This window comes from Kitasatospora sp. NPDC004272 (assembly GCF_053603035.1).
Genome location: NZ_JBSGET010000163.1, coordinates 1 through 17521, shown reverse-complemented (window position 1 = coordinate 17521; position 17521 = coordinate 1). Strand labels below are relative to the sequence as shown.

Here is a 17521-nt window from a genome sequence, read left to right as displayed (position 1 = left end):
AACGAAGCCGACAAATCCCGTTGAGGACCCGAGGTCAGTCAGGAGGTGGGTCAGACCTGCCCGGGAACCGCTCATGAACATCCTCACTGTCAGGAAGCGGCCTCCTCGGCCTGCTCCTCGCTCTCCTCCGCGACCCGCACCGGAGTGGCCACCACGGTGCCGATCCGGTTGCGCCGGCCCGCCGAGCTCTCCGCGGTCAGGCCGATCGCGGCCAGTCCGCTGCCCTCCGGCACCGGCACCTCGCAGGAGGAGCCGGGGATCGGCACCCGGCCGAGGCACTTGGCCAGCAGCCCGCCGACGGTCTCCACGTCCTCGTCGTCCAGTTCGATCCCGAACAGCTCGCCGAGGTCCTCCACGGTGAGCCGGGCGGTGATCCGGTACGAGCCGTCGCCGAGGTCCTCGACCGGGGCGATCTCCCGGTCGTACTCGTCGGTGATCTCGCCGACGATCTCCTCCAGGATGTCCTCGATGGTGACCAGTCCGGCGGTGCCGCCGTACTCGTCGATGACGATGGCGACGTGCGAGCGCATCTGCTGCATCTCGCGCAGCAGGTCCGCGGCGGGCTTGGAGTCGGGGACGAACACCGCCGGGCGCATCACCGAGTCGACCTGGTCGGACTCGGCGTCCCGGTTGATGTGGGTGCGGCGCACCAGGTCCTTGAGGTAGACGATGCCGACCACGTCGTCCTCGTTGTCGCCGACCACCGGGATCCGCGAGAAGCCCGAGCGCAGCGCCAGCGTGAGGGTCTGCCGGACGGTCTTGTGCCGCTCGATCATCACCAGGTCGGTGCGCGGCACCATCACCTCGCGCACGATGGTGTCGCCCAGTTCGAAGACCGAGTGCACCATCCGGCGCTCCTCGTCCTCGATCAGGTCGTCCTTCTCGGCGAGGTCGACCAGCGCCCGCAGTTCGGCCTCGGAGGCGAACGGGCCCTCCTTGTAGCCCTTGCCGGGCGTCAGCGCGTTGCCCAGCAGGATCAGCAGCCGCGGGATCGGCCCGAGGATCCGGGCCAGCGGCAGCAGCACGTAGGAGGCGGCGGTGACGGTGCTCAGCGGGTGCTGGCGGCCGATCGTGCGCGGGGAGACCCCGACCGCCACGAAGGACACCAGCACCATCACGCCGAACGCCACCAGCACGGCCTGCCAGGTCTGCTGGAAGTTGCGCACGCACACCACGGTGACCAGCACCGCGGCGCCCATCTCGCTGGCGACCCGGATCAGCGTCGCCAGGTTCAGGTAGCGGATGTTGTCCGAGGCCAGGGTCAGCAGCCGGTCGGAGCCGCGCCGCCCGGAGCGGACCGCCTCCTCGGCCCGGAAGCGGGACATCCGGGAGATGCCCGCCTCGGCGCACGCCGCCAGCCAGCCGAGGCCGACCAGCAGCAGCGCGCCGATCAGGAAGCTCGTACTCTCACCACTCACAGCGGGCCGGCCCTCAGTGGACGGTCGGCGCGGGCGACAGGCCGGACAGGCCGCGGCCGGCCCGCCAGTCGTCCAGGATCCGCTTCTGCAGCGCGAACATCTCGCGCTCCTCGTCGGGCTCCTCGTGGTCGTAGCCGAGCACGTGCAGCACCCCGTGGACGGTGAGCAGTTGCAGCTCCTCGTCCATCGAGTGCCCGGTGGGGGCGGCGAGGCCCTGCTGCTTCGCCACCTCGGGGCAGAGCACGATGTCGCCGAGCAGGCCCTCCGGGAGGTCCTCGCCCTCCTTGCCCGGACGCAGCTCGTCCATCGGGAAGGACATCACGTCGGTCGGTCCCGGCAGGTCCATCCACTGGACGTGCAGCTCCGCCATCGACTCACTGTCGTAGAGGATCACGGAGAGCTCGGACTGCGGATGGATCCGCATCTTGTCGAGGGCGTAGCGGGCGACGTCGAGGATGGACTCCTCGTCGACGTCCCACCCGGACTCGTTGGCGATGTCGATCGACATGGAGGGCTCAGTACTCAGCTTTCGGTGCGATGGGACTGCCGGGGCGCCCGGGCGCCCCGCCGTTGGACGGGTTTGCGGTCGCCGGACTCCTCGGACTCCTGCCGGGCGTCCCAGCGTTCGTACGCATCAACGATGCGGCCGACCAGCTTGTGCCGCACCACGTCGGTGCTGGTCAGCACCGAGAAGTGGATGTCCGGCACGTCGGCGAGGATCTCCTGGACGACCTTGAGGCCGGAGCGGGTGCCGCCCGGCAGGTCGATCTGGCTGGTGTCGCCGGTCACGACCACCCGGGAGTTGAAGCCCAGGCGGGTCAGGAACATCTTCATCTGCTCGGGCGAGGTGTTCTGCGCCTCGTCGAGGATGATGAAGGCGTCGTTCAGGGTGCGGCCGCGCATGTACGCGAGCGGGGCCACCTCGATCGTCCCGGCCGCCATCAGCCGCGGGATCGAGTCGGGGTCCATCATGTCGTGCAGCGCGTCGTACAGCGGGCGCAGGTACGGGTCGATCTTCTCGTAGAGGGTGCCGGGCAGGAAGCCCAGCCGCTCCCCCGCCTCGACGGCCGGCCGGGTCAGGATGATCCGGTTGACCTCCTTGGCCTGCAGGGCCTGCACGGCCTTGGCCATCGCCAGGTAGGTCTTGCCGGTGCCGGCCGGACCGAGGCCGAAGACGATGGTGTGCTTGTCGATCGCCTCGACGTAGCGCTGCTGGTTGAGCGTCTTGGGGCGGATGGTGCGGCCCCGGTTGGACAGGATGTTCGCCGTGAACACCTCGGACGGGGCCGGGTGGGCCGGGTCCTCGGCGGCACTCCTGAGCATGGTGATGGAGCGCTCCACGGCGTCCTCCGTCAGGGGTTGGCCGGTGCGCAGCACCAGCATCATCTCGGTGAAGAGCTGCTTGACGAGCGCGACCTCGGCGGGCGAGCCGGTGGCCGTCACCTCGTTTCCGCGGACGTGGATGTCGGCGCCCGGGAAGCCGTCCTCGATCACTCGCAGGAGCGAGTCGGCCGCGCCCAGCAGGGTGACCATCGGGTGCTTCTCCGGAATGACGATCCGGGTGCTGGTGGACGCCTCGTCGGGGCGCCGCTGTCCGTCGGTTCGGGTCTGCGGTGTGTCAGTCATGGGTCGGCGCTGCGGCCTGCCTCATCCCAATCCGTCGTGTCGTGTGGCTCGGGCTCTCCGGGTCACCAGGGTACGCCGCGCGGGTGTTCGCCGGAGCGGCGCGGCGGCTTCGATGGTGGGGTCTGCCGCCCCGATGCGCGAACGGTTTTCCGCACGTCCGGCCCCGGCCGCGCGGCCCGGTGGCGGTCAACGGCGCGGCGGGACGGGGATCCTCGCCAGGTCCTCGGCGACCACGATCTCTCCGTCGAAGTGCGCCCGGGCCTCGGCGAGGTGGCCGGCCGGGTCGGGGTAGCGCTGCGAGAAGTGCGTGAGCACCAGCGTGCGCACCCCGGCCCCGGCGGCCACCCGGGCGGCCTGGGCGGCGGTGAGGTGGCCGTGCTCCTCGGCGAGCCCGGCGTCCCGGTCGATGAAGGTCGCCTCGATGGCCAACAGGTCGGCGCCCTCAGCGAGTTCGTGCACCCCGTCGCAGAGCCGGGTGTCCATCACGAAGGCGAACCGCTGGCCCGGCCGGACCTCCCCGACCTGTTCGGCGGTGACCGTCCGGCCGTCCAGCTCGACCCGCCCCTCGCGCTGCAGCACGCCCACCGCGGGCCCGCGCAGGCCGAGTTCGCGCAGCTTCTCGGGCCGCAGCCGGAAGCCGTCCGGTTCGGTCAGCCGGTAGCCGAACGACTCCACCGGGTGGGAGAGCCGCACCGCGCCGAGCGCGAACGGGGCGCCCGGCGCCTCCAGCGGGCCCGCGGCGGTGACCGGGCGCTCCCGGATCTCGGCCGTCGCGTGGTAGGCGCTGGCGTGCCGCAGCCGGTCGAAGAACTCCTGCCCGGAGGCCGGGTAGTAGGCGTCCACCGGGTGCGGCACCCGGTCCAGGTTGATCCGCTGCACGATGCCGGGCAACCCCAGGCAGTGGTCGCCGTGGAAGTGCGAGACCGCGATCCGGGTGATCCCGGTGGCGCTCACCCCGGCGTGCAGCATCTGCCGCTGGGTGCCCTCCCCCGGGTCGAACAGCAGCCCCTCACCGTCCCAGCGCAGCAGGTACCCGTTGTGGTTGCGGTGCCTGGTCGGGACCTGGCTGGCGGTGCCGAGGACGACGAGTTCGCGCTGCGACAACGCTCAGACCAGTCCCTCGGTGAGCGGCTTGCCGCCCAGCACGTGCACGTGCGCGTGGAAGACCGTCTGCCCGGCGCCCGCACCGGTGTTGAAGATCAGCCGGTACGACTCCAGGCCCTCGCCGGCCGCCGCCCCGCCCGCCTCGGTGAGCAGCTCGGCCGCCACCTCCGGTTCGGCGGCGGCCAGTTCGGCCGCGTCGGCGTGGTGCACCCGCGGGATCACCAGCAGGTGGGTGGGGGCCTGCGGGTTGATGTCCCGGAACGTCAGCGTCCGGTCGGTCCTGCGCACCACGGTCGCCGGGACGTCCCCCGACACGATCTTGCAGAACACACAGTCCGCCTGCGGCTCGCCGGCCATCTCCCGCGTTCCTTCCCGAGGATCCGTCACTGGTGCCACGACCTTACAGCGGTCAGCGCACCGTGATCAGGTAGGTCCGGCGTTCGCGGTAGTTCCCGATGAACCCCTCGCAGGAGGACCAGCAGTTGTCGACCGTCAGCTCGGTGGTGCCCCGGCCCTCGGCCCGGAACACCAGGTAGAGCTCCCCGCCGTCGCCCATGTACGCGGGGTTGCCGCGGACCCGGTCGGCGCCGGTGAAGGCCAGCACCGCCGGGTCGAACGGGGGGTCGACCGGCCGGTGCTCCATCCCCGGCTGCACGGCGAGCTTCCAGTACAGCGAGAACACCTGCCCCGGCCGCACCGAGATCTCCCGCGCCTCCGCGACGAAGACCTTCCCGTGGTTGGTCTGCCAGCGCGGCCCCCAGAGCGGCGCCACCAGCACCACCAGCACCGCCGCCCAGGCGATCCGCCCCCTGACCGCCCGGGCCGCCCCGGCCGCCCCGGCCGGCCCCGTCCCGCGCCGGCCCGGCACGCCCCGCGCACCCCTCACCGGCCGCGGCCCGCGCGGCGCAGTTCGAGCAGCGCGGCGACCGCCGCGAGCCAGTCGGCCACCAGGGCCCCGGCGTCCACGTCGCCGGCGTCCAGCACCGCGCCGGCCGCGTGCAGCCAGTCCCCGGCCAGTTCGGCCGCGCCGGGGCCGACCAGCGGTTCCGGCAGTCCGGCGGCGGCCCGGAGCCCGGCGGCCCGGACCACCTCGGCCAGGTAGGCGACGGCGTACGGCGGCACCTCGCACCGCTCGGCCAGCAGCGCGGCGGCCACCGCCCCGTCGGCGAACAGCGCCTGCCGGTGCGGACCGTCGGCGGGCAGGCCGAAGCGCAGCAGGGCGGGCACGTCCAGGGCGGCGAGTTCCGCGTCGGTGCGGCCGGGCGGGGGTGCGGGGGTGGTCATCGGTGCGCTCTGCTCACTTCGGTAGGCGGACGCTGGTGGCGGTGTTCATCTTGGAGGTCTGGTCGAGCGTGTTGCCCATGCGGTCGTTGACGAAGTCGTCCTCGGTGATCCAGACGGTGTAGCCCCACGGGTTGTAGACCTGGAGCCTGTCGCCGCTGTGCCCGATGATCATCAGCTGGTGCCCGTCGTCCCCGCCGCGGATGGTCACCGGGACGGGCCGGCCCAGGTCCACCGCCTTCTCGACGTCGACCAGCACGTCCCGCCGGGCGTCCTGGCCGCCGAGCGGGACGTTGCGGTACTCGGTGCCGGTGGACGCCCCGACCTCGTCGTTCATCACGTCCCGGGCCTGGCCGTCGCTCATGCCGTCCTGCCCGACCAGCGGCAGGTCCTGGTACCAGTCCCGGCCGTCCCGGTACACCCGGTTCTGCTCGGCGGTCAGCCGCTGCGAGAACGCCCCCGGGCTGTCGTACTTCGGGTCGCCGGGGTGGCCGCCGGTGGTGAGCTGCAGGGCGTAGAGCGGGTCGGCCATCGCCCGCATCGTGACGGTGGAGGCGGCGACGCAGGTGGGCGCCTTCTCCGGCTGCGCCCACAGCGCGCCCGGCTCGCCGACCGACCGGCGGTACTCGATGCCGGCGGTGGGGGCGGCCGAGTCGAGCTTGAGCGGGCTGAGCCGGTCGCCCAGCCAGTGCGGGTCGGAGCCGTGGTCGTGGATCTGCCGGTCGAAGGCGGCGACCTCGTCGACGCCGTGGCCCGCGGCCAGCGCCTTCATCAGGTAGGCGCGCTCCTGGGGCGAGCCGGAGTCGGCCAGCAGGCGGTCCATCCGCTGCCGGTCGGCGGGGGCGAGGCGGTCGAGGCACTGGCCGGCCCGGGTGGCGTCCTCGGGGCCGAGGATCCGCCGGAGGTCGCCGAGCGCGGTGGTGTCGGTGAGCACCAGGCGGTCGGCGGCGGTCAGTCCCCCGGCCCGGAGCCGGGCGGCCTCGGCCCCGGCGGCGAGGCGGTTGAGTTCGGCGGCGGCGCGGTGCCCGGCCTCCTCGGCCTGCCGGGCGGCGTCCAGCATCGCGGCGATGCCCTCCCGGGCGGCCTCCTCGGCCTGGTGCAGCTGCTCGTCGTCCCAGGTGACGGGGTTGGGCAGGCCCTCCTCGGTGGTGAGGTGGGCCAGCATGCCGGAGGCGTGGAACAGCGGGCCGCGGGCGCCGTCGTGCCGGGTCCTCGCCCGGTCGAGCACGTCGCACAGTTCGAGCAGCTGCCGTCCGGCCAGCCGGTACGCCTCGGCCATCCGCTCCAGGTCGTCCCCGGACGCCCTGACCACCTCGGCCGCGGTCTCGCCGACCCGGCCGGTCCAGGCGTCCGGGAGTTCGCGGGAGCCGATGTTCGCCACCACCAGCCGGACCTCGGAGATCCGGGCGGCGGCGTCGACGCAGGCCCGCCCCAGGCTGTCGACGGCGTCCGGGCTGCCCGCGGGCCCGGGGAGCCGGGCGGCCTCGTCCACCGCGTGTTTCAAGTCGGCGGCGCACCACTTGCCGTGCAGGGCGGCGATGGCGCGGCTGAGCGATTCCACCTGTTCCCGGTGCGTCCTCATCGGTGTGCTGACTCCCCCTCGGCGGTGACGGGCTGCTTCCTCCGTGCCGGTGCGGGCGCGACCGGCGGTCCGGCGCGGTGCGAGGTGCTGGGCGGTGCGCGGTCCAGGCGGTGCGCGGTTCAGGACGGTACGAGGTGCGGGGCGGTGCGCGGTCCGGCTCGCGGTTCAGTACGACGTGCGGTGCAGCGAGCCGGCCACCGCCTCGTCGGTGTCGCGGTAGTTCGCCGCGCTCTGCCGCACCCTGTCCGCGAGTTCGTACAGGGCCTCGACGTTGAGCAGCCGTTCGTCCCGCCAGGAGCCGAAGAAGTTGTCCGCCGCGTCGGCCACGCCGTAGTCGCCGACCCGGGCGGCCGTGATGACGCCCAGGCACTCCAGCCCGCTGCCGGCCGTCTCCAGCTCGTCCCCGGCCCGGCCGAGCTTCCGGCCGCACTCCTCCAGCGCCTCGTGGTCCACGCCGAAATCCGGTGTTCCCAATGGTCCCCCCCGGTCGTCACTGCGTGCACCCTAGCGGTAACAACGCGGCGCCGAAAGGACGCACTGGGAAACCGGCCGCCCGACGGGCGGCCGGTCGTTCGTCGGCGAATGGTTCCCGGGCGGGGTCAGTCGACCGCGGGCGCGGTCTTGGCGGGGATGCGGTCCAGGGTCTCCAGGGCCAGCCGGACGGCGGTCTCCAGCTGGGGGTCGCGGCCGGCCGCCCAGTCGTGCGGGGCGATCGGCACCTCGACGTCGGGGGTGACGCCGCGGTTCTCCAGGTGCCAGCCGTAACCCTCCACCCAGTACGAGTACTTGGGCTGGGTGACCAGCGTCCCGTCGACCAGCGTGTACTTGCTGTCGATGCCGATGACGCCGCCCCAGGTGCGGGTGCCGACCACCGGTCCGATGCCGAGGGCCTGGATCGCGGCGTTGACGACGTCGCCGTCGGAGCCGGAGAACTCGTTGGCCAGCGCCACCACCGGGCCGCGCGGGGCGTCGCTGGGGTACGGCTCGGGGTGGAGCAGGTCGCGGCCGTGGTTCCAGCCGACGATCCGGCGGGCCAGCTTCTCGACGACCAGCTGGGAGGTGTGGCCGCCGCGGTTCTCCCGCAGGTCGAGGACGACGCCCTCCAGGGACATCTCGGACCGCAGGTCGCGGTGGAGCTGCGCCCAGCCCGCGCTCTGCATGTCGGGGACGTGCAGGTAGCCGAGCCGGCCGCCGGACAGCTCGCGGACGGCGGCCCGCCGTCCGACCACCCAGTCGTGGTAGCGCAGCGCCTCCTCGTCGTCGAGCGGCACCACCACCGGGTGCCGCTCGCCGCCGTCCTTGCCGCTGACGGTGAGTTCGACCGGCTGGTCGGCGGTGCCGGCCAGCAGCGGGGCCGGGCCGGTGACCGGGTCGACCGGGCGGCCGTTGACGGCCAGCAGGGCGTCGCCGGGGCGGATCGCCACCCCGGGGGCGGCCAGCGGGGAGCGGGCCCGCGGGTCGGAGGACTCGCCGGGCAGCACCCGGGCCACCCGCCACACCTCGCCGTCGCGCACCAGGTCCGCGCCGAGCAGGCCCTGCAGCCGGGCGGCCTCGGTGCCCCGGCCGGGCGGCATCACGTAGGCGTGCGAGGTGCCGAGTTCGCCGACCGTCTCCCAGAGCAGGTCGACCAGGTCGGAGTGGCTGCCGACCCGCTCCACCAACGGCCGGTAGCGGGCCAGCACGCCCGTCCAGTCGACGCCGGCCAGGTCGGCGCGCCAGAAGTTGTCCCGCATCAGGCGGCCGTTCTCGTCGAACATCTGCCGCCACTCGGCGGCCGGGTCGACGGTGACCCGGACCCGGTCCAGGCCGACCTCGGCCTCCTCGTCCTCCCCGGCCTTCTGGTCGGCGGGCACGATCCGCAGCGAGCCGCCGTCGAGCACCGCCAGCCGGGCGCCGTCGCCGCTGACCGCGAACGTGTCGACGCCGGTGAGCAGTTCCTCGGCCCTGCGCTTGGCCAGGTCGAACCGCTCCAGCGCGGTACGGGCCGGTTCCTCGTCCAACGAGGCGGCGCTGTCGCCGAGTTCGCCGCCGAGCGGGTACCTGGTCCACAGCACCCCGTCCTTGGCGGCCCGCAGCACGCCGAACCGCCCGGCCTCCACCGGGAACGGCACGATCCGGTCGGCGATGCCCTCCAGGTCGACCCGGGTGGTCGGCGCCGCGGCGGTGTCCTTCTCGCCGTCCTTGGCGTCCTCCTCCTCGCCGCCCACCGGCCGCCCACCGCGCTGCGGACCGAACGGCGACGGGGTCTCGGCGGCCAGCGTCAGCAGGTACGGGCGGGTGCCGCCGGGGAAGGACAGGTCGAAGGCGTGCTGGTCGTACACCGGGTCGAAGCTGCGCACCGAGAGGAACGCCAGGTGCTTGCCGTCCGCGGTGAAGGCCGGCGAGTAGTCGTGGAAGCGCTGCGGGGTGGCCTCGCTGACGGTGCGCGAGGTCAGGTCGGCGAGCATGATCTGCCGCAGCGCCCACGGGCCGAGCACCGGCTGCGACCAGGCCAGCCACGCCGCGTCCGGGCTGAACACCAGTCCGGAGACCTCGCCGTCGCCGCTGCGCGCCAGCTCGTTGACCGCGCCGTCGCTGAGCGCCACCAGCAGCACCCGGCCGTCGTGCGAGGCCACCGCGAGCTGCTTGCCGTCCGGCGAGACCACCAGCGCGCGCACCCGCCCGAGCTGCCCGGCCGCCAGCCGCCGGCGCTCCGCGCCCAGCACCGCCGGGGCGTGCTCCAGCGCGTCCTCGCCCTCGGCGTCGGTGACCCACACCGCGCCCTGCGCGCCGTCCTCGCCGGGGACCACCCGGGCCAGCCGGGCCCGGGCGCCCGGGGTCTCGTCCAGCACCCGGGCCGGGCCCTCCCGGTGGGTGACCCAGTGCACGGTGCCGCGCACCACCACGGCCGCGGCCCGGCCGGTGCGGTCCGGGGCGGCGGTCTCCACCTGCCCGGCGGCGGAGGTCGGGTGCGGGAGGCGCCGGGTGCGCGGCCCGGCCGGCCGGACGTCCAGCCGGCGCGGTTCGGCGCCGTCCAGGCCGTCCAGCAGCCACAGCTCGCCCGCGCTCTGCCAGACCACCCGGGTGCCGTCGGTGGACGCCTGCCGGGCGTAGAAGGCGCTGTCCGCCGGGCCGTGCGCCCGCAGGTCGGAGCCGTCCGGGAGGCTGGAGTACAGCCGCCCGGTGCCCTCGTGGTCGGAGAGGAACGCGACCCGGTCGCCGACCCACATCGGGCACTCCAACTGCCCGTCCAGGTCGGCGTGCAGGCGCTCGAAGGTGCCGGCGCCGATCCACAGCTTCCCGGCCCGGCCGCCCCGGTAGCGCTTCCAGTGCGCGGCCTCCCGGTTGTGCGTGCCCAGCAGCACCCGCCCGCCGGTGGCGCCCTCCGGCACCGGTTCGAAGGCCAGCGCGCCGATCGGCCCGTACGGCAGCCGCGACGGCTCCCCGCCGTCCAGCGGCACCGCGAACGCCCAGGTCCGCCGGATCGTCTCCTGCCCCGCGGTGGTGATCGCCACCGGCCGCCCGTCCGCGCTCCACCCCACCAGCGCGGTGTACGGGCTCCCCCAGTACGTCAGTCGGCGCGGCGCCCCGCCCTCCACCGATCCGACGTGCACCTCCGGCGCCCCGTCCCGGGTCGACGCCCAGGCCAGCGAGCGCCCGTCCGGTGAAAACCGCACCGCGCCCACCGGCGCCCGGTCCGCCGTCACCCGCCAGGCCCGCCCGCCCTCCACGGGCGCCAGCCAGACGTCGTCCTCGGCGACGAAGGCCACGAGGCCGTCGTGCAGGTGGGGGTGGCGCAGGTAACCGCGCGTAGATTCCGTCATCCCGCCAGCCTAGGACGCGGAGCTCACGGAACGTCAGAGAACTGCTGCGCCGACCGCGTTCGGAACCGGGTGCGCGCGCGGCGGTCCCCCGCTACCCCCAGCGGCCGGTGCGGCCGAGCAGGAGGGCGCCGGCCGCGACGCCCGCGGTGGAGGTGCGCAGGACGGAGGGGCCGAGGCGGTGCGGTGCGGCGCCGGCCTCGGCGAAGGCGGCGATCTCGTCCGGGGAGACGCCCCCCTCGGGTCCGACCACCAGCACGATCTCGCCCGCGGCCGGGAGCGCCGCGGTGGCCAGCGGCCGCGAGCCCTCCTCGTGCAGGACGGCCGCGAAGTCCGCGGCGGCGAGCAGCGGCAGCAGTTGCCGGGTGGTCAGCGCGTCCCGGACCTCGGGGAAGCGCAGCCGCCGGGACTGCTTGCCCGCCTCGCGCGCGGTGGCCCGCCACTTGGCGAGCGCCTTGGCGCCGCGCTCGCCCTTCCACTGGGTGATGCAGCGGGAGGCCGCCCAGGGGACGATCACGTCGATGCCGGCCTCGGTCATGGTCTCGACGGCGAGTTCGCCGCGGTCGCCCTTGGGGAGCGCCTGGACGACGGTGATCCGGGGCGCGGGGGCGGGTTCCTCGCGGACGGCGGTGACCAGCACGTCGAGGGCGTCCTTGCCGTGCAGCGCGGCGACGGTGCCGTCCGCGCCGCGGCCGCGGCCGTCGGCCAGCGTGAGCGCCTCGCCGGGCTCCAGGCGCTTGACGGCGACGGCGTGCCGGCCCTCGGGGCCGTCGAGGCGGACGGTCGTGCCGGGCGCGGTCCCCGTCAGGTCGTCGACGACGAACACGGGTGCGGTCATCGGTGCAGCGGTCCTCTCCGGCGGGAGCCGTCTCGGGGGGAGAACGGGCCGGGAGCGGCGGGGGCACGCGGCCCCGCACCGCTCCCGGCCCGGGTCGTACGGGTGGTCGTCGGTCGCCGACCGCTGTCTCACCGGCCGTTGAAGGCGTCCTTCAACCGGGAGAACAGGCCCTGCTGGCCGGGCGCGAACTGCCCGGAGGGACGCTCCTCGCCGCGGAGCAGGGCGAGCCGCCGCAGCAGCTCCTCCTGCTCGGGGTCGAGCTTGGTGGGCGTCTGCACCTCGACGTGCACTATCAGGTCGCCCCGGCCGCCGCCGCGCAGGTGGGTGATGCCGCGGCCGTGCAGCGGGATCGACTGGCCGGACTGGGTGCCGGGTCGGATGTCGACCTCCTCCAGGCCGTCGAGGGTCTGCAGCGGCACCTGCGTGCCGAGCGACGCGGCGGTCATCGGGATGGTGACGGTGCAGTGCAGGTCGTCGCCGCGCCGCTGGAAGGTCGGGTGGCTGGTCTCGGCGATCTCGACGTACAGGTCGCCGGCGGGGCCGCCGCCGGGGCCGACCTCGCCCTCGCCGGCCAGCTGGATCCGGGTGCCGTTGTCGACGCCGGCCGGGATCTTGACGGTGAGGGTGCGGCGGGCGCGGACCCGGCCGTCGCCGGCGCACTCGGGACAGGGGGTGGGCACGACGGTGCCGAAGCCCTGGCACTGCGGGCAGGGGCGGGAGGTCATGACCTGGCCCAGGAAGGACCGGGTGACCTGGGAGACCTCGCCCTTGCCGCGGCACATGTCGCAGGTCTGCGCGGAGGTGCCGGGGGCGGCGCCCTCGCCGCTGCAGGTGGTGCAGGTGACGGCGGTGTCGACCTGGAGCTCCTTGGTGGTGCCGAAGGCGGCCTCCTCCAGGGTGATCTCCAGCCGGATCATGGCGTCCTGGCCGCGGCGGGTGCGCGAGCGCGGGCCGCGCTGGCCGGTCGCGGCGCCGAAGAAGGCGTCCATGATGTCGGAGAAGCCGAACCCGGCCGCGCCCGCGCCGAAGCCACCCGCGCCGCCGCCCGGCGACAGCGGGTCCCCGCCGAGGTCGTAGACCTGACGCTTCTGCGGGTCGGAGAGCACCTCGTAGGCGGCGTTGATCTCCTTGAACCGCTCCTGCGTCTTCGGGTCCGGGTTGACGTCCGGGTGCAGTTCACGGGCGAGGCGCCGGAACGCCTTCTTGATCTCGTCCTGCCCCGCGTCGCGTCGGACGCCGAGTACCGCGTAGTAGTCCGTGGCCACCAAATGCTCCGGTTTGTTCCGCCTCTAGAAGTGCCTGCGACAGCACGCTGCCTGTTGCGCCGTTCCGCTGCGCCGTTCCGCTACGACTCCGCCAGGATCTGGCCGACGTACCGTGCCACCGCGCGCACCGCCCCCATTGTGCCCGGGTAATCCATCCGGGTCGGACCGATCACTCCCAGCTTTGCCACGCTCTGGTCGCCCGAACCGTAACCGACCGAGACCACGGACGTGGAATTGAGCCCCTCGTACGCGATCTCGTGGCCGATCCGGACCGTCATCGCCGAGTCCGCCGTCTCACCCAGCAGGCGCAACAGCACCACCTGCTCCTCCAGGGCCTCCAGGACCGGGCGGATGGTGAGCGGGAAGTCGTGGCCGAAGCGGGTCAGGTTGGCGGTGCCCGCCAGCATGATCCGCTCCTCGTTCTGTTCGGCCAGCGCCTCGAACAGGACCGTCAGCACGGTGCTGACGGCGGGCCGGTCGGCGGGCTCGAAACCGGCCGGCAGGTCCTCCAGGACGGTCGGCACCTCGGGCAGCCGGCAGCCGCCCGCCATGCCGTTGAGCTTGGCCCGCAAGTCCGCCAGCAGGGCCTCGCCGACCGGGGCGGGGCAGTCGACCATCCGCTGCTCGACCCGGCCGGTGTTGGTGATCAGCACCAGCATCAGCTTGGTCGGGGTGAGCGACACCAGTTCGATGTGCCGCACCGTGGAGCGGGTCAGCGAGGGGTACTGGACCACCGCGACCTGCCGGGTCAGCTGGGCGAGCAACCGCACCGTCCGGGCCACCACGTCGTCCAGGTCGACCGCGCCCTCCAGGAAGTGCCGGATCGCCCGGCGCTCCGGCGGGGTCATCGGCTTGACCTCGGCGAGCCGGTCGACGAACAGCCGGTAGCCCTTGTCGGTGGGGATCCGGCCCGCACTGGTGTGCGGCTGGTGGATGTACCCCTCCTCCTCCAGCGCGGACATGTCGTTGCGGACGGTGGCCGGGGAGACGCCGAGGTTGTGCCGCTCCACCAGGGCCTTGGAGCCGACCGGCTCCTCGGTGCCCACGTAGTCCTGGACGATCGCCCGGAGCACCGCGAGCCGCCGCTCGTCCAGCGGACGGGCGGACGGGCGCGGGTCGATGAGTCGGCCGTCGGGCTTGCCGTCGTCCGGCATGGGGCACGCACCTCCGTCGTCGTCCGTTGTTCCGGTGTCCGCTCCGGCCTGGCACTCAGCTGGGCAGAGTGCCAGAACCGTACGTGCCAGTGTACGGCCCGGGCCTGACGGCAGGAACGGTGCGCCCGCGTGATCCTCGTCCGAAGAAGGTGCGACGCGCCCGGAGATCGTCCGGTTCCCACCGAATTCCCACCGTTTCGGATGGTGCCCGCGGGCCCGCCCGGTGGCAGCATCGAAGGCGAGCGGGGCGGCCGGGCGAGCGGCCGGGCCCGGCCCGCGCGAGGCAGAGGAGGAGCAGCGATGTCCGCTTCCCAGCACTCCAGGTTCGCCCCCGACCGCGGCCTGACCGGTCGGATGGTCACCACCATGTTCCTGATCGGCCTGCTCTACGTGGGCTTCACCGGCCTGCTGATCGTGCTGCTGCGCGGCGCCTGGCCACTGGTGGTGCTGATCTCCGGCGGTCTGTTCGTCGCCCAGTTCTGGTTCTCCGACAGGATCACCGAACGCGCGATGGGCGCCCACCGGGTCACCCCCGAGCAGTACCCGCAGCTGCACGGCGCGGTGGACCGGCTGTGCGCGCTGGCCGACATGCCCAAGCCCCGGGTCGCGGTCGCCGACAACGACATGCCCAACGCCTTCGCCACCGGCCGCAACCCGCAGAACGCGGTGGTCTGCGTGACCACCGGCCTGCTGCGCCGACTGGAGCCGGAGGAGCTGGAGGGCGTGCTGGCGCACGAGCTGTCGCACGTCGCGCACCGGGACGTCGCGGTGATGACGGTCGCCGGGTTCCTCGGCGTGCTGGCCGGCGCGATGACCAGGATCGCCCTGTACGGCGGGATGATGGGCGGCGGCAACCGCAACAGCAACGACCAGAACGCGGCGATCGCGATGGTGCTGATCCCGCTGGCGTCGATGGTGGTGTACGCGATCAGCTTCCTGCTGACCAGGCTGCTCTCCCGCTACCGCGAGCTGGCCGCCGACCGGGCCGCCGCCCAGCTGACCGGGCGGCCCGCGGCGCTGGCCTCGGCGCTGACCAAGGTGACCGGGCAGATCGCCGCCATCCCGACCAAGGACCTGCGGCAGTCCCAGCCGTACAACGCCTTCTACTTCGCCCCGGCGCTGAGCGCCAAGGAGGCGGCCTCGCAGCTGATGTCCACCCACCCGTCGCTGGAACAGCGGCTGGCGCAGCTGCGGAAGGTCTCCGAAGAACTCGGGCAGTGAGCCCGGCCACCGACCACCAGTGAGGAGCCTTCCGCGTGGGATTCCTGGACGCCCTGTTCGGCCGGAGCAAGCCGGTCAAGCCGGACCTCGACCAGCTGTTCGGCATCCCGTCGGCGGCGCTGACCCTGCGGGCCGCCAAGGGGTTCGAGCCGACCGGCCTCGGCTCGGTCTGCTTCGCCGCGGTCGAGGGCGCGGCCTTCACCGAGGTGCAGCAGCAGGTCCGGGCGCTGCTGGACGCGGACACCGGGCGCGGCGGGATCCCGGTGGAGGCGTCCCGGGACTCCTACGGCTACTCCTGGCTGCTCGCCCGGCACACCCCCGACGAGCTGCCCGACCTGGTCAACGACCTGCACGCGGTCAACAGCGAGCTGGAGGCCGGCGGCTTCGGGCCGCAGCTGCTCTGCTCGCTGGTCGGCTTCCGGGACGGCGAGGGCCGCTCGCTGGCGCTGGTGTACCTGTACAAGCGCGGCACCTTCTACCCGATGTGCAAGGTCGCCGGGCAGGAGAAGCGGGACAACCCGCTGGAGATCGAGGTCTCGAACCTGCTCCGGGACGACCTGCGGGTCGAGCCGGACCTGTCGCGCTGGTTCCCGGTCTGGGGCGCGCCGGGCATCGAGGGCTGAACCCCGGCCGCCCGCGGCCTGCCGCGCCGTCGGCCCGGCGGGGGCGCGGTCCGTAGACTGCCGCCCATGCGGAGCAGGGAGTACGGGCCGGATCTGACCCCGCCGTGGAAGCGGCAGCAGCCCGCGCCGGAGGTGGCGGCGGAGCGGGACCTGGTGGTGGAGGAGGCGGCCACCGGCTTCTGCGGGGCGGTGGTGCGCTGCGAGCGGACCGCCGAGGGGTTCACCGTCACGCTGGAGGACCGCTTCGGCAAGCACCGGGTGTTCCCGCTGGTGCCGCGCGGGTTCCTGCTGGAGGGACGGGTGGTGACCCTGGTGCGGCCCGCCGCGGCCGCCCCGGCCCCGCCGCGCGGCCCGGGTCGCACCGCCTCCGGTTCGGTGGCGGTGCCGGGCGCGCGGGCCCGGGTGGCCCGGGAGTCGCGGATCTACGTCGAGGGCCGGCACGACGCCGAGCTGGTCGAACGGGTCTGGGGCGACGACCTGCGGATCGAGGGCGTGGTGGTGGAGTACCTGGAGGGCGTGGACGACCTGCCCGCCATCGTCGACTCCTTCGCCCCCGGCCCCGGCCGCCGGCTGGGCGTGCTGGTCGACCACCTGCTGCCCGGCACCAAGGAGCACCGGATCGCCGAACGGGTGACCGGCGACCACGTGCTGGTCGTCGGCCACCCGTACGTGGACGTCTGGCAGGCCGTCAAACCCTCCGCCCTGGGCATCCCCGCCTGGCCCGCGGTGCCGCGCGGCGAGGTCTGGAAGGAGGGGGTGTGCCGCCGGCTGGGCTGGCCGGTGGACACCCCCGCCGCCTGGAAGCGGATCCTCGCCGCGGTCGACGGCTGGAAGGACCTGGAGCCGGAACTGCTGGGCCGGGTCGAGGAGTTGATCGACTTCGTCACCCTGCCCGGCACGGCCGGGTCCTGAGCCGCCGCTCAGGACCCGAGCCGCCGGACCGGACCGCCGGACCGGGCCTAGTACCGGCTCCAGCCGAGCGGGCTACCGGACGGGGTCGGGATCCCGGTGCCGGAGGGAACGGGCGTCGGGACCGGGGTCGTGCCACCGGACGGGACGGGCGCGGTCGGGACCGGGGTCACCTCGCCGGACGGGGTGCCCGACGGGGGCGCGTCCGACGGGGGGACCGGGGCGGGGCTCTGCCGGCCCACCCGCACGCCCTGGTTCGCGGGCAGGCAGGCGGGCACCGTGTCGACCACCGTGGGGCTGAAGGTCCACGCGCCGGGCGCGGCGACGTCGTAGGACCAGAACTGCAGCAGCACCGTCGCGCCGGCCGGGATCTTCGCGGGGTCGATCACCGACCCGTTGTGCTGGGAGTCGTGGGCGAACCGGACCGCGTCCGGGGCCAGCGACCGCTGCTCGGGGGCGGCCGGGCAGTCGTCGTCGGCGGTGCCCTGCACGTGCTTGAGCCCGGCCGCCTTCACGCCGTGCGCCTGCAACTCGGCGACCATGTCGGACAGCCCGGCCGGGTCGCGCAGTTCGAGCAGGAAGCTGCCGTCGGACTCCTCGGTGACCGCGTACGCGGCGTTGCCGCCGTGCTCGCCGCCGAGCACGGCGGGCAGCACCACGGCGGTGGCGACGGCCGCCGCGCCGACCGCGAGGGCGGCCA

The 17521-nt window shown here is 74.1% G+C and carries 16 protein-coding genes and 1 pseudogene; 3 read left to right on the top strand and 14 right to left on the bottom strand.

All coding sequences use genetic code 11. The annotated features are described in order from the left end of the window. Nucleotides 1-89: 89 nt before the first annotated feature. From ACWEO5_RS33615 to hrcA, 13 genes are all read right to left on the bottom strand, one after another. Nucleotides 90-1418, bottom strand: a complete 1329-nt coding sequence (locus ACWEO5_RS33615) for a hemolysin family protein (RefSeq protein ID WP_452165915.1) — start codon at nt 1416-1418, stop codon at nt 90-92. 13 nt (nt 1419-1431) lie between these two features. After that, entirely contained in the window at nt 1432-1926 is a 495-nt protein-coding gene (gene ybeY / locus ACWEO5_RS33610; protein WP_344550006.1) for an rRNA maturation RNase YbeY, read from the bottom strand. A 14-nt stretch (nt 1927-1940) separates the two neighbouring features. After that, entirely contained in the window at nt 1941-3044 is a 1104-nt protein-coding gene (locus tag ACWEO5_RS33605) for a PhoH family protein (protein WP_380273299.1), read from the bottom strand. 186 nt (nt 3045-3230) lie between these two features. Beyond that, complete coding sequence (locus tag ACWEO5_RS33600) at nt 3231-4148, bottom strand: ribonuclease Z (protein WP_452165914.1); 918 nt, start codon at nt 4146-4148, stop codon at nt 3231-3233. A 3-nt stretch (nt 4149-4151) separates the two neighbouring features. Beyond that, nucleotides 4152-4505, bottom strand: coding sequence for an HIT domain-containing protein (locus ACWEO5_RS33595; RefSeq protein ID WP_344550008.1), 354 nt, complete (start codon nt 4503-4505; stop codon nt 4152-4154). 52 nt (nt 4506-4557) lie between these two features. Continuing rightward, entirely contained in the window at nt 4558-5016 is a 459-nt protein-coding gene (locus ACWEO5_RS33590; protein ID WP_452165913.1) for a hypothetical protein, read from the bottom strand. 14 nt (nt 5017-5030) lie between these two features. Next, complete coding sequence (locus ACWEO5_RS33585; protein ID WP_452165912.1) at nt 5031-5432, bottom strand: hypothetical protein; 402 nt, start codon at nt 5430-5432, stop codon at nt 5031-5033. A gap of 13 nt (nt 5433-5445) precedes the next feature. Then, nucleotides 5446-7011, bottom strand: a complete 1566-nt coding sequence (locus tag ACWEO5_RS33580; protein WP_452165911.1) for a hypothetical protein — start codon at nt 7009-7011, stop codon at nt 5446-5448. 165 nt (nt 7012-7176) lie between these two features. Beyond that, nucleotides 7177-7464: a hypothetical protein gene (locus ACWEO5_RS33575; RefSeq protein WP_452165910.1), complete on the bottom strand. Its 288-nt coding sequence runs from the start codon at nt 7462-7464 to the stop codon at nt 7177-7179. Nucleotides 7465-7610: 146 nt separating this feature from the next. Then, entirely contained in the window at nt 7611-10814 is a 3204-nt protein-coding gene (locus ACWEO5_RS33570; RefSeq protein WP_452165909.1) for a S41 family peptidase, read from the bottom strand. A gap of 91 nt (nt 10815-10905) precedes the next feature. Beyond that, entirely contained in the window at nt 10906-11649 is a 744-nt protein-coding gene (locus ACWEO5_RS33565; protein ID WP_452165908.1) for a 16S rRNA (uracil(1498)-N(3))-methyltransferase, read from the bottom strand. A gap of 128 nt (nt 11650-11777) precedes the next feature. Further along, the gene (gene dnaJ / locus ACWEO5_RS33560) at nt 11778-12914 is read right to left on the bottom strand and encodes a molecular chaperone DnaJ (protein ID WP_452165907.1); all 1137 of its coding nucleotides are present in this window, start codon (nt 12912-12914) and stop codon (nt 11778-11780) included. An 80-nt stretch (nt 12915-12994) separates the two neighbouring features. Beyond that, complete coding sequence (gene hrcA / locus ACWEO5_RS33555) at nt 12995-14068, bottom strand: heat-inducible transcriptional repressor HrcA (protein WP_344550016.1); 1074 nt, start codon at nt 14066-14068, stop codon at nt 12995-12997. 300 nt (nt 14069-14368) lie between these two features. On the opposite strand from hrcA, the gene htpX reads away from it, so the two are divergent. The 3 genes from htpX (at nt 14369) to ACWEO5_RS33540 (ending at nt 16824) form a co-directional block, all read left to right on the top strand. Continuing rightward, entirely contained in the window at nt 14369-15289 is a 921-nt protein-coding gene (gene htpX / locus ACWEO5_RS33550; protein ID WP_452165906.1) for a zinc metalloprotease HtpX, read from the top strand. Between the two features lie 35 nt (nt 15290-15324). Then, nucleotides 15325-15912 carry a PspA-associated protein PspAB gene (pspAB, locus tag ACWEO5_RS33545; RefSeq protein WP_344550018.1) on the top strand — a complete coding sequence of 196 codons (588 nt, stop codon included), beginning with the start codon at nt 15325-15327 and terminating at the stop codon, nt 15910-15912. 66 nt (nt 15913-15978) lie between these two features. Then, entirely contained in the window at nt 15979-16824 is an 846-nt protein-coding gene (locus tag ACWEO5_RS33540) for a DUF3097 domain-containing protein (protein ID WP_452165905.1), read from the top strand. 47 nt (nt 16825-16871) lie between these two features. Here the strand turns inward: ACWEO5_RS33540 and ACWEO5_RS33535 are convergent. Further along, nucleotides 16872-17521, bottom strand: a pseudogene (locus ACWEO5_RS33535) (hypothetical protein); the annotation flags it as partial.

Excerpts from the sequence above, each read along its gene's own strand:
- hrcA (WP_344550016.1), bottom strand. The coding sequence starts at position 14,068 with ATGCCGGACGACGGCAAGCCCGACGGCCGACTCATCGACCCGCGCCCG.
- ACWEO5_RS33565 (WP_452165908.1), bottom strand. The coding sequence starts at position 11,649 with ATGACCGCACCCGTGTTCGTCGTCGACGACCTGACGGGGACCGCGCCC.
- htpX (WP_452165906.1), top strand. The coding sequence starts at position 14,369 with ATGTCCGCTTCCCAGCACTCCAGGTTCGCCCCCGACCGCGGCCTGACC.
- ACWEO5_RS33540 (WP_452165905.1), top strand. The coding sequence starts at position 15,979 with ATGCGGAGCAGGGAGTACGGGCCGGATCTGACCCCGCCGTGGAAGCGG.
- ACWEO5_RS33570 (WP_452165909.1), bottom strand. The coding sequence starts at position 10,814 with ATGACGGAATCTACGCGCGGTTACCTGCGCCACCCCCACCTGCACGAC.
- ACWEO5_RS33595 (WP_344550008.1), bottom strand. The coding sequence starts at position 4,505 with ATGGCCGGCGAGCCGCAGGCGGACTGTGTGTTCTGCAAGATCGTGTCG.
- ACWEO5_RS33605 (WP_380273299.1), bottom strand. The coding sequence starts at position 3,044 with ATGACTGACACACCGCAGACCCGAACCGACGGACAGCGGCGCCCCGAC.
- ybeY (WP_344550006.1), bottom strand. The coding sequence starts at position 1,926 with ATGTCGATCGACATCGCCAACGAGTCCGGGTGGGACGTCGACGAGGAG.
- ACWEO5_RS33580 (WP_452165911.1), bottom strand. The coding sequence starts at position 7,011 with ATGAGGACGCACCGGGAACAGGTGGAATCGCTCAGCCGCGCCATCGCC.
- ACWEO5_RS33585 (WP_452165912.1), bottom strand. The coding sequence starts at position 5,432 with ATGACCACCCCCGCACCCCCGCCCGGCCGCACCGACGCGGAACTCGCC.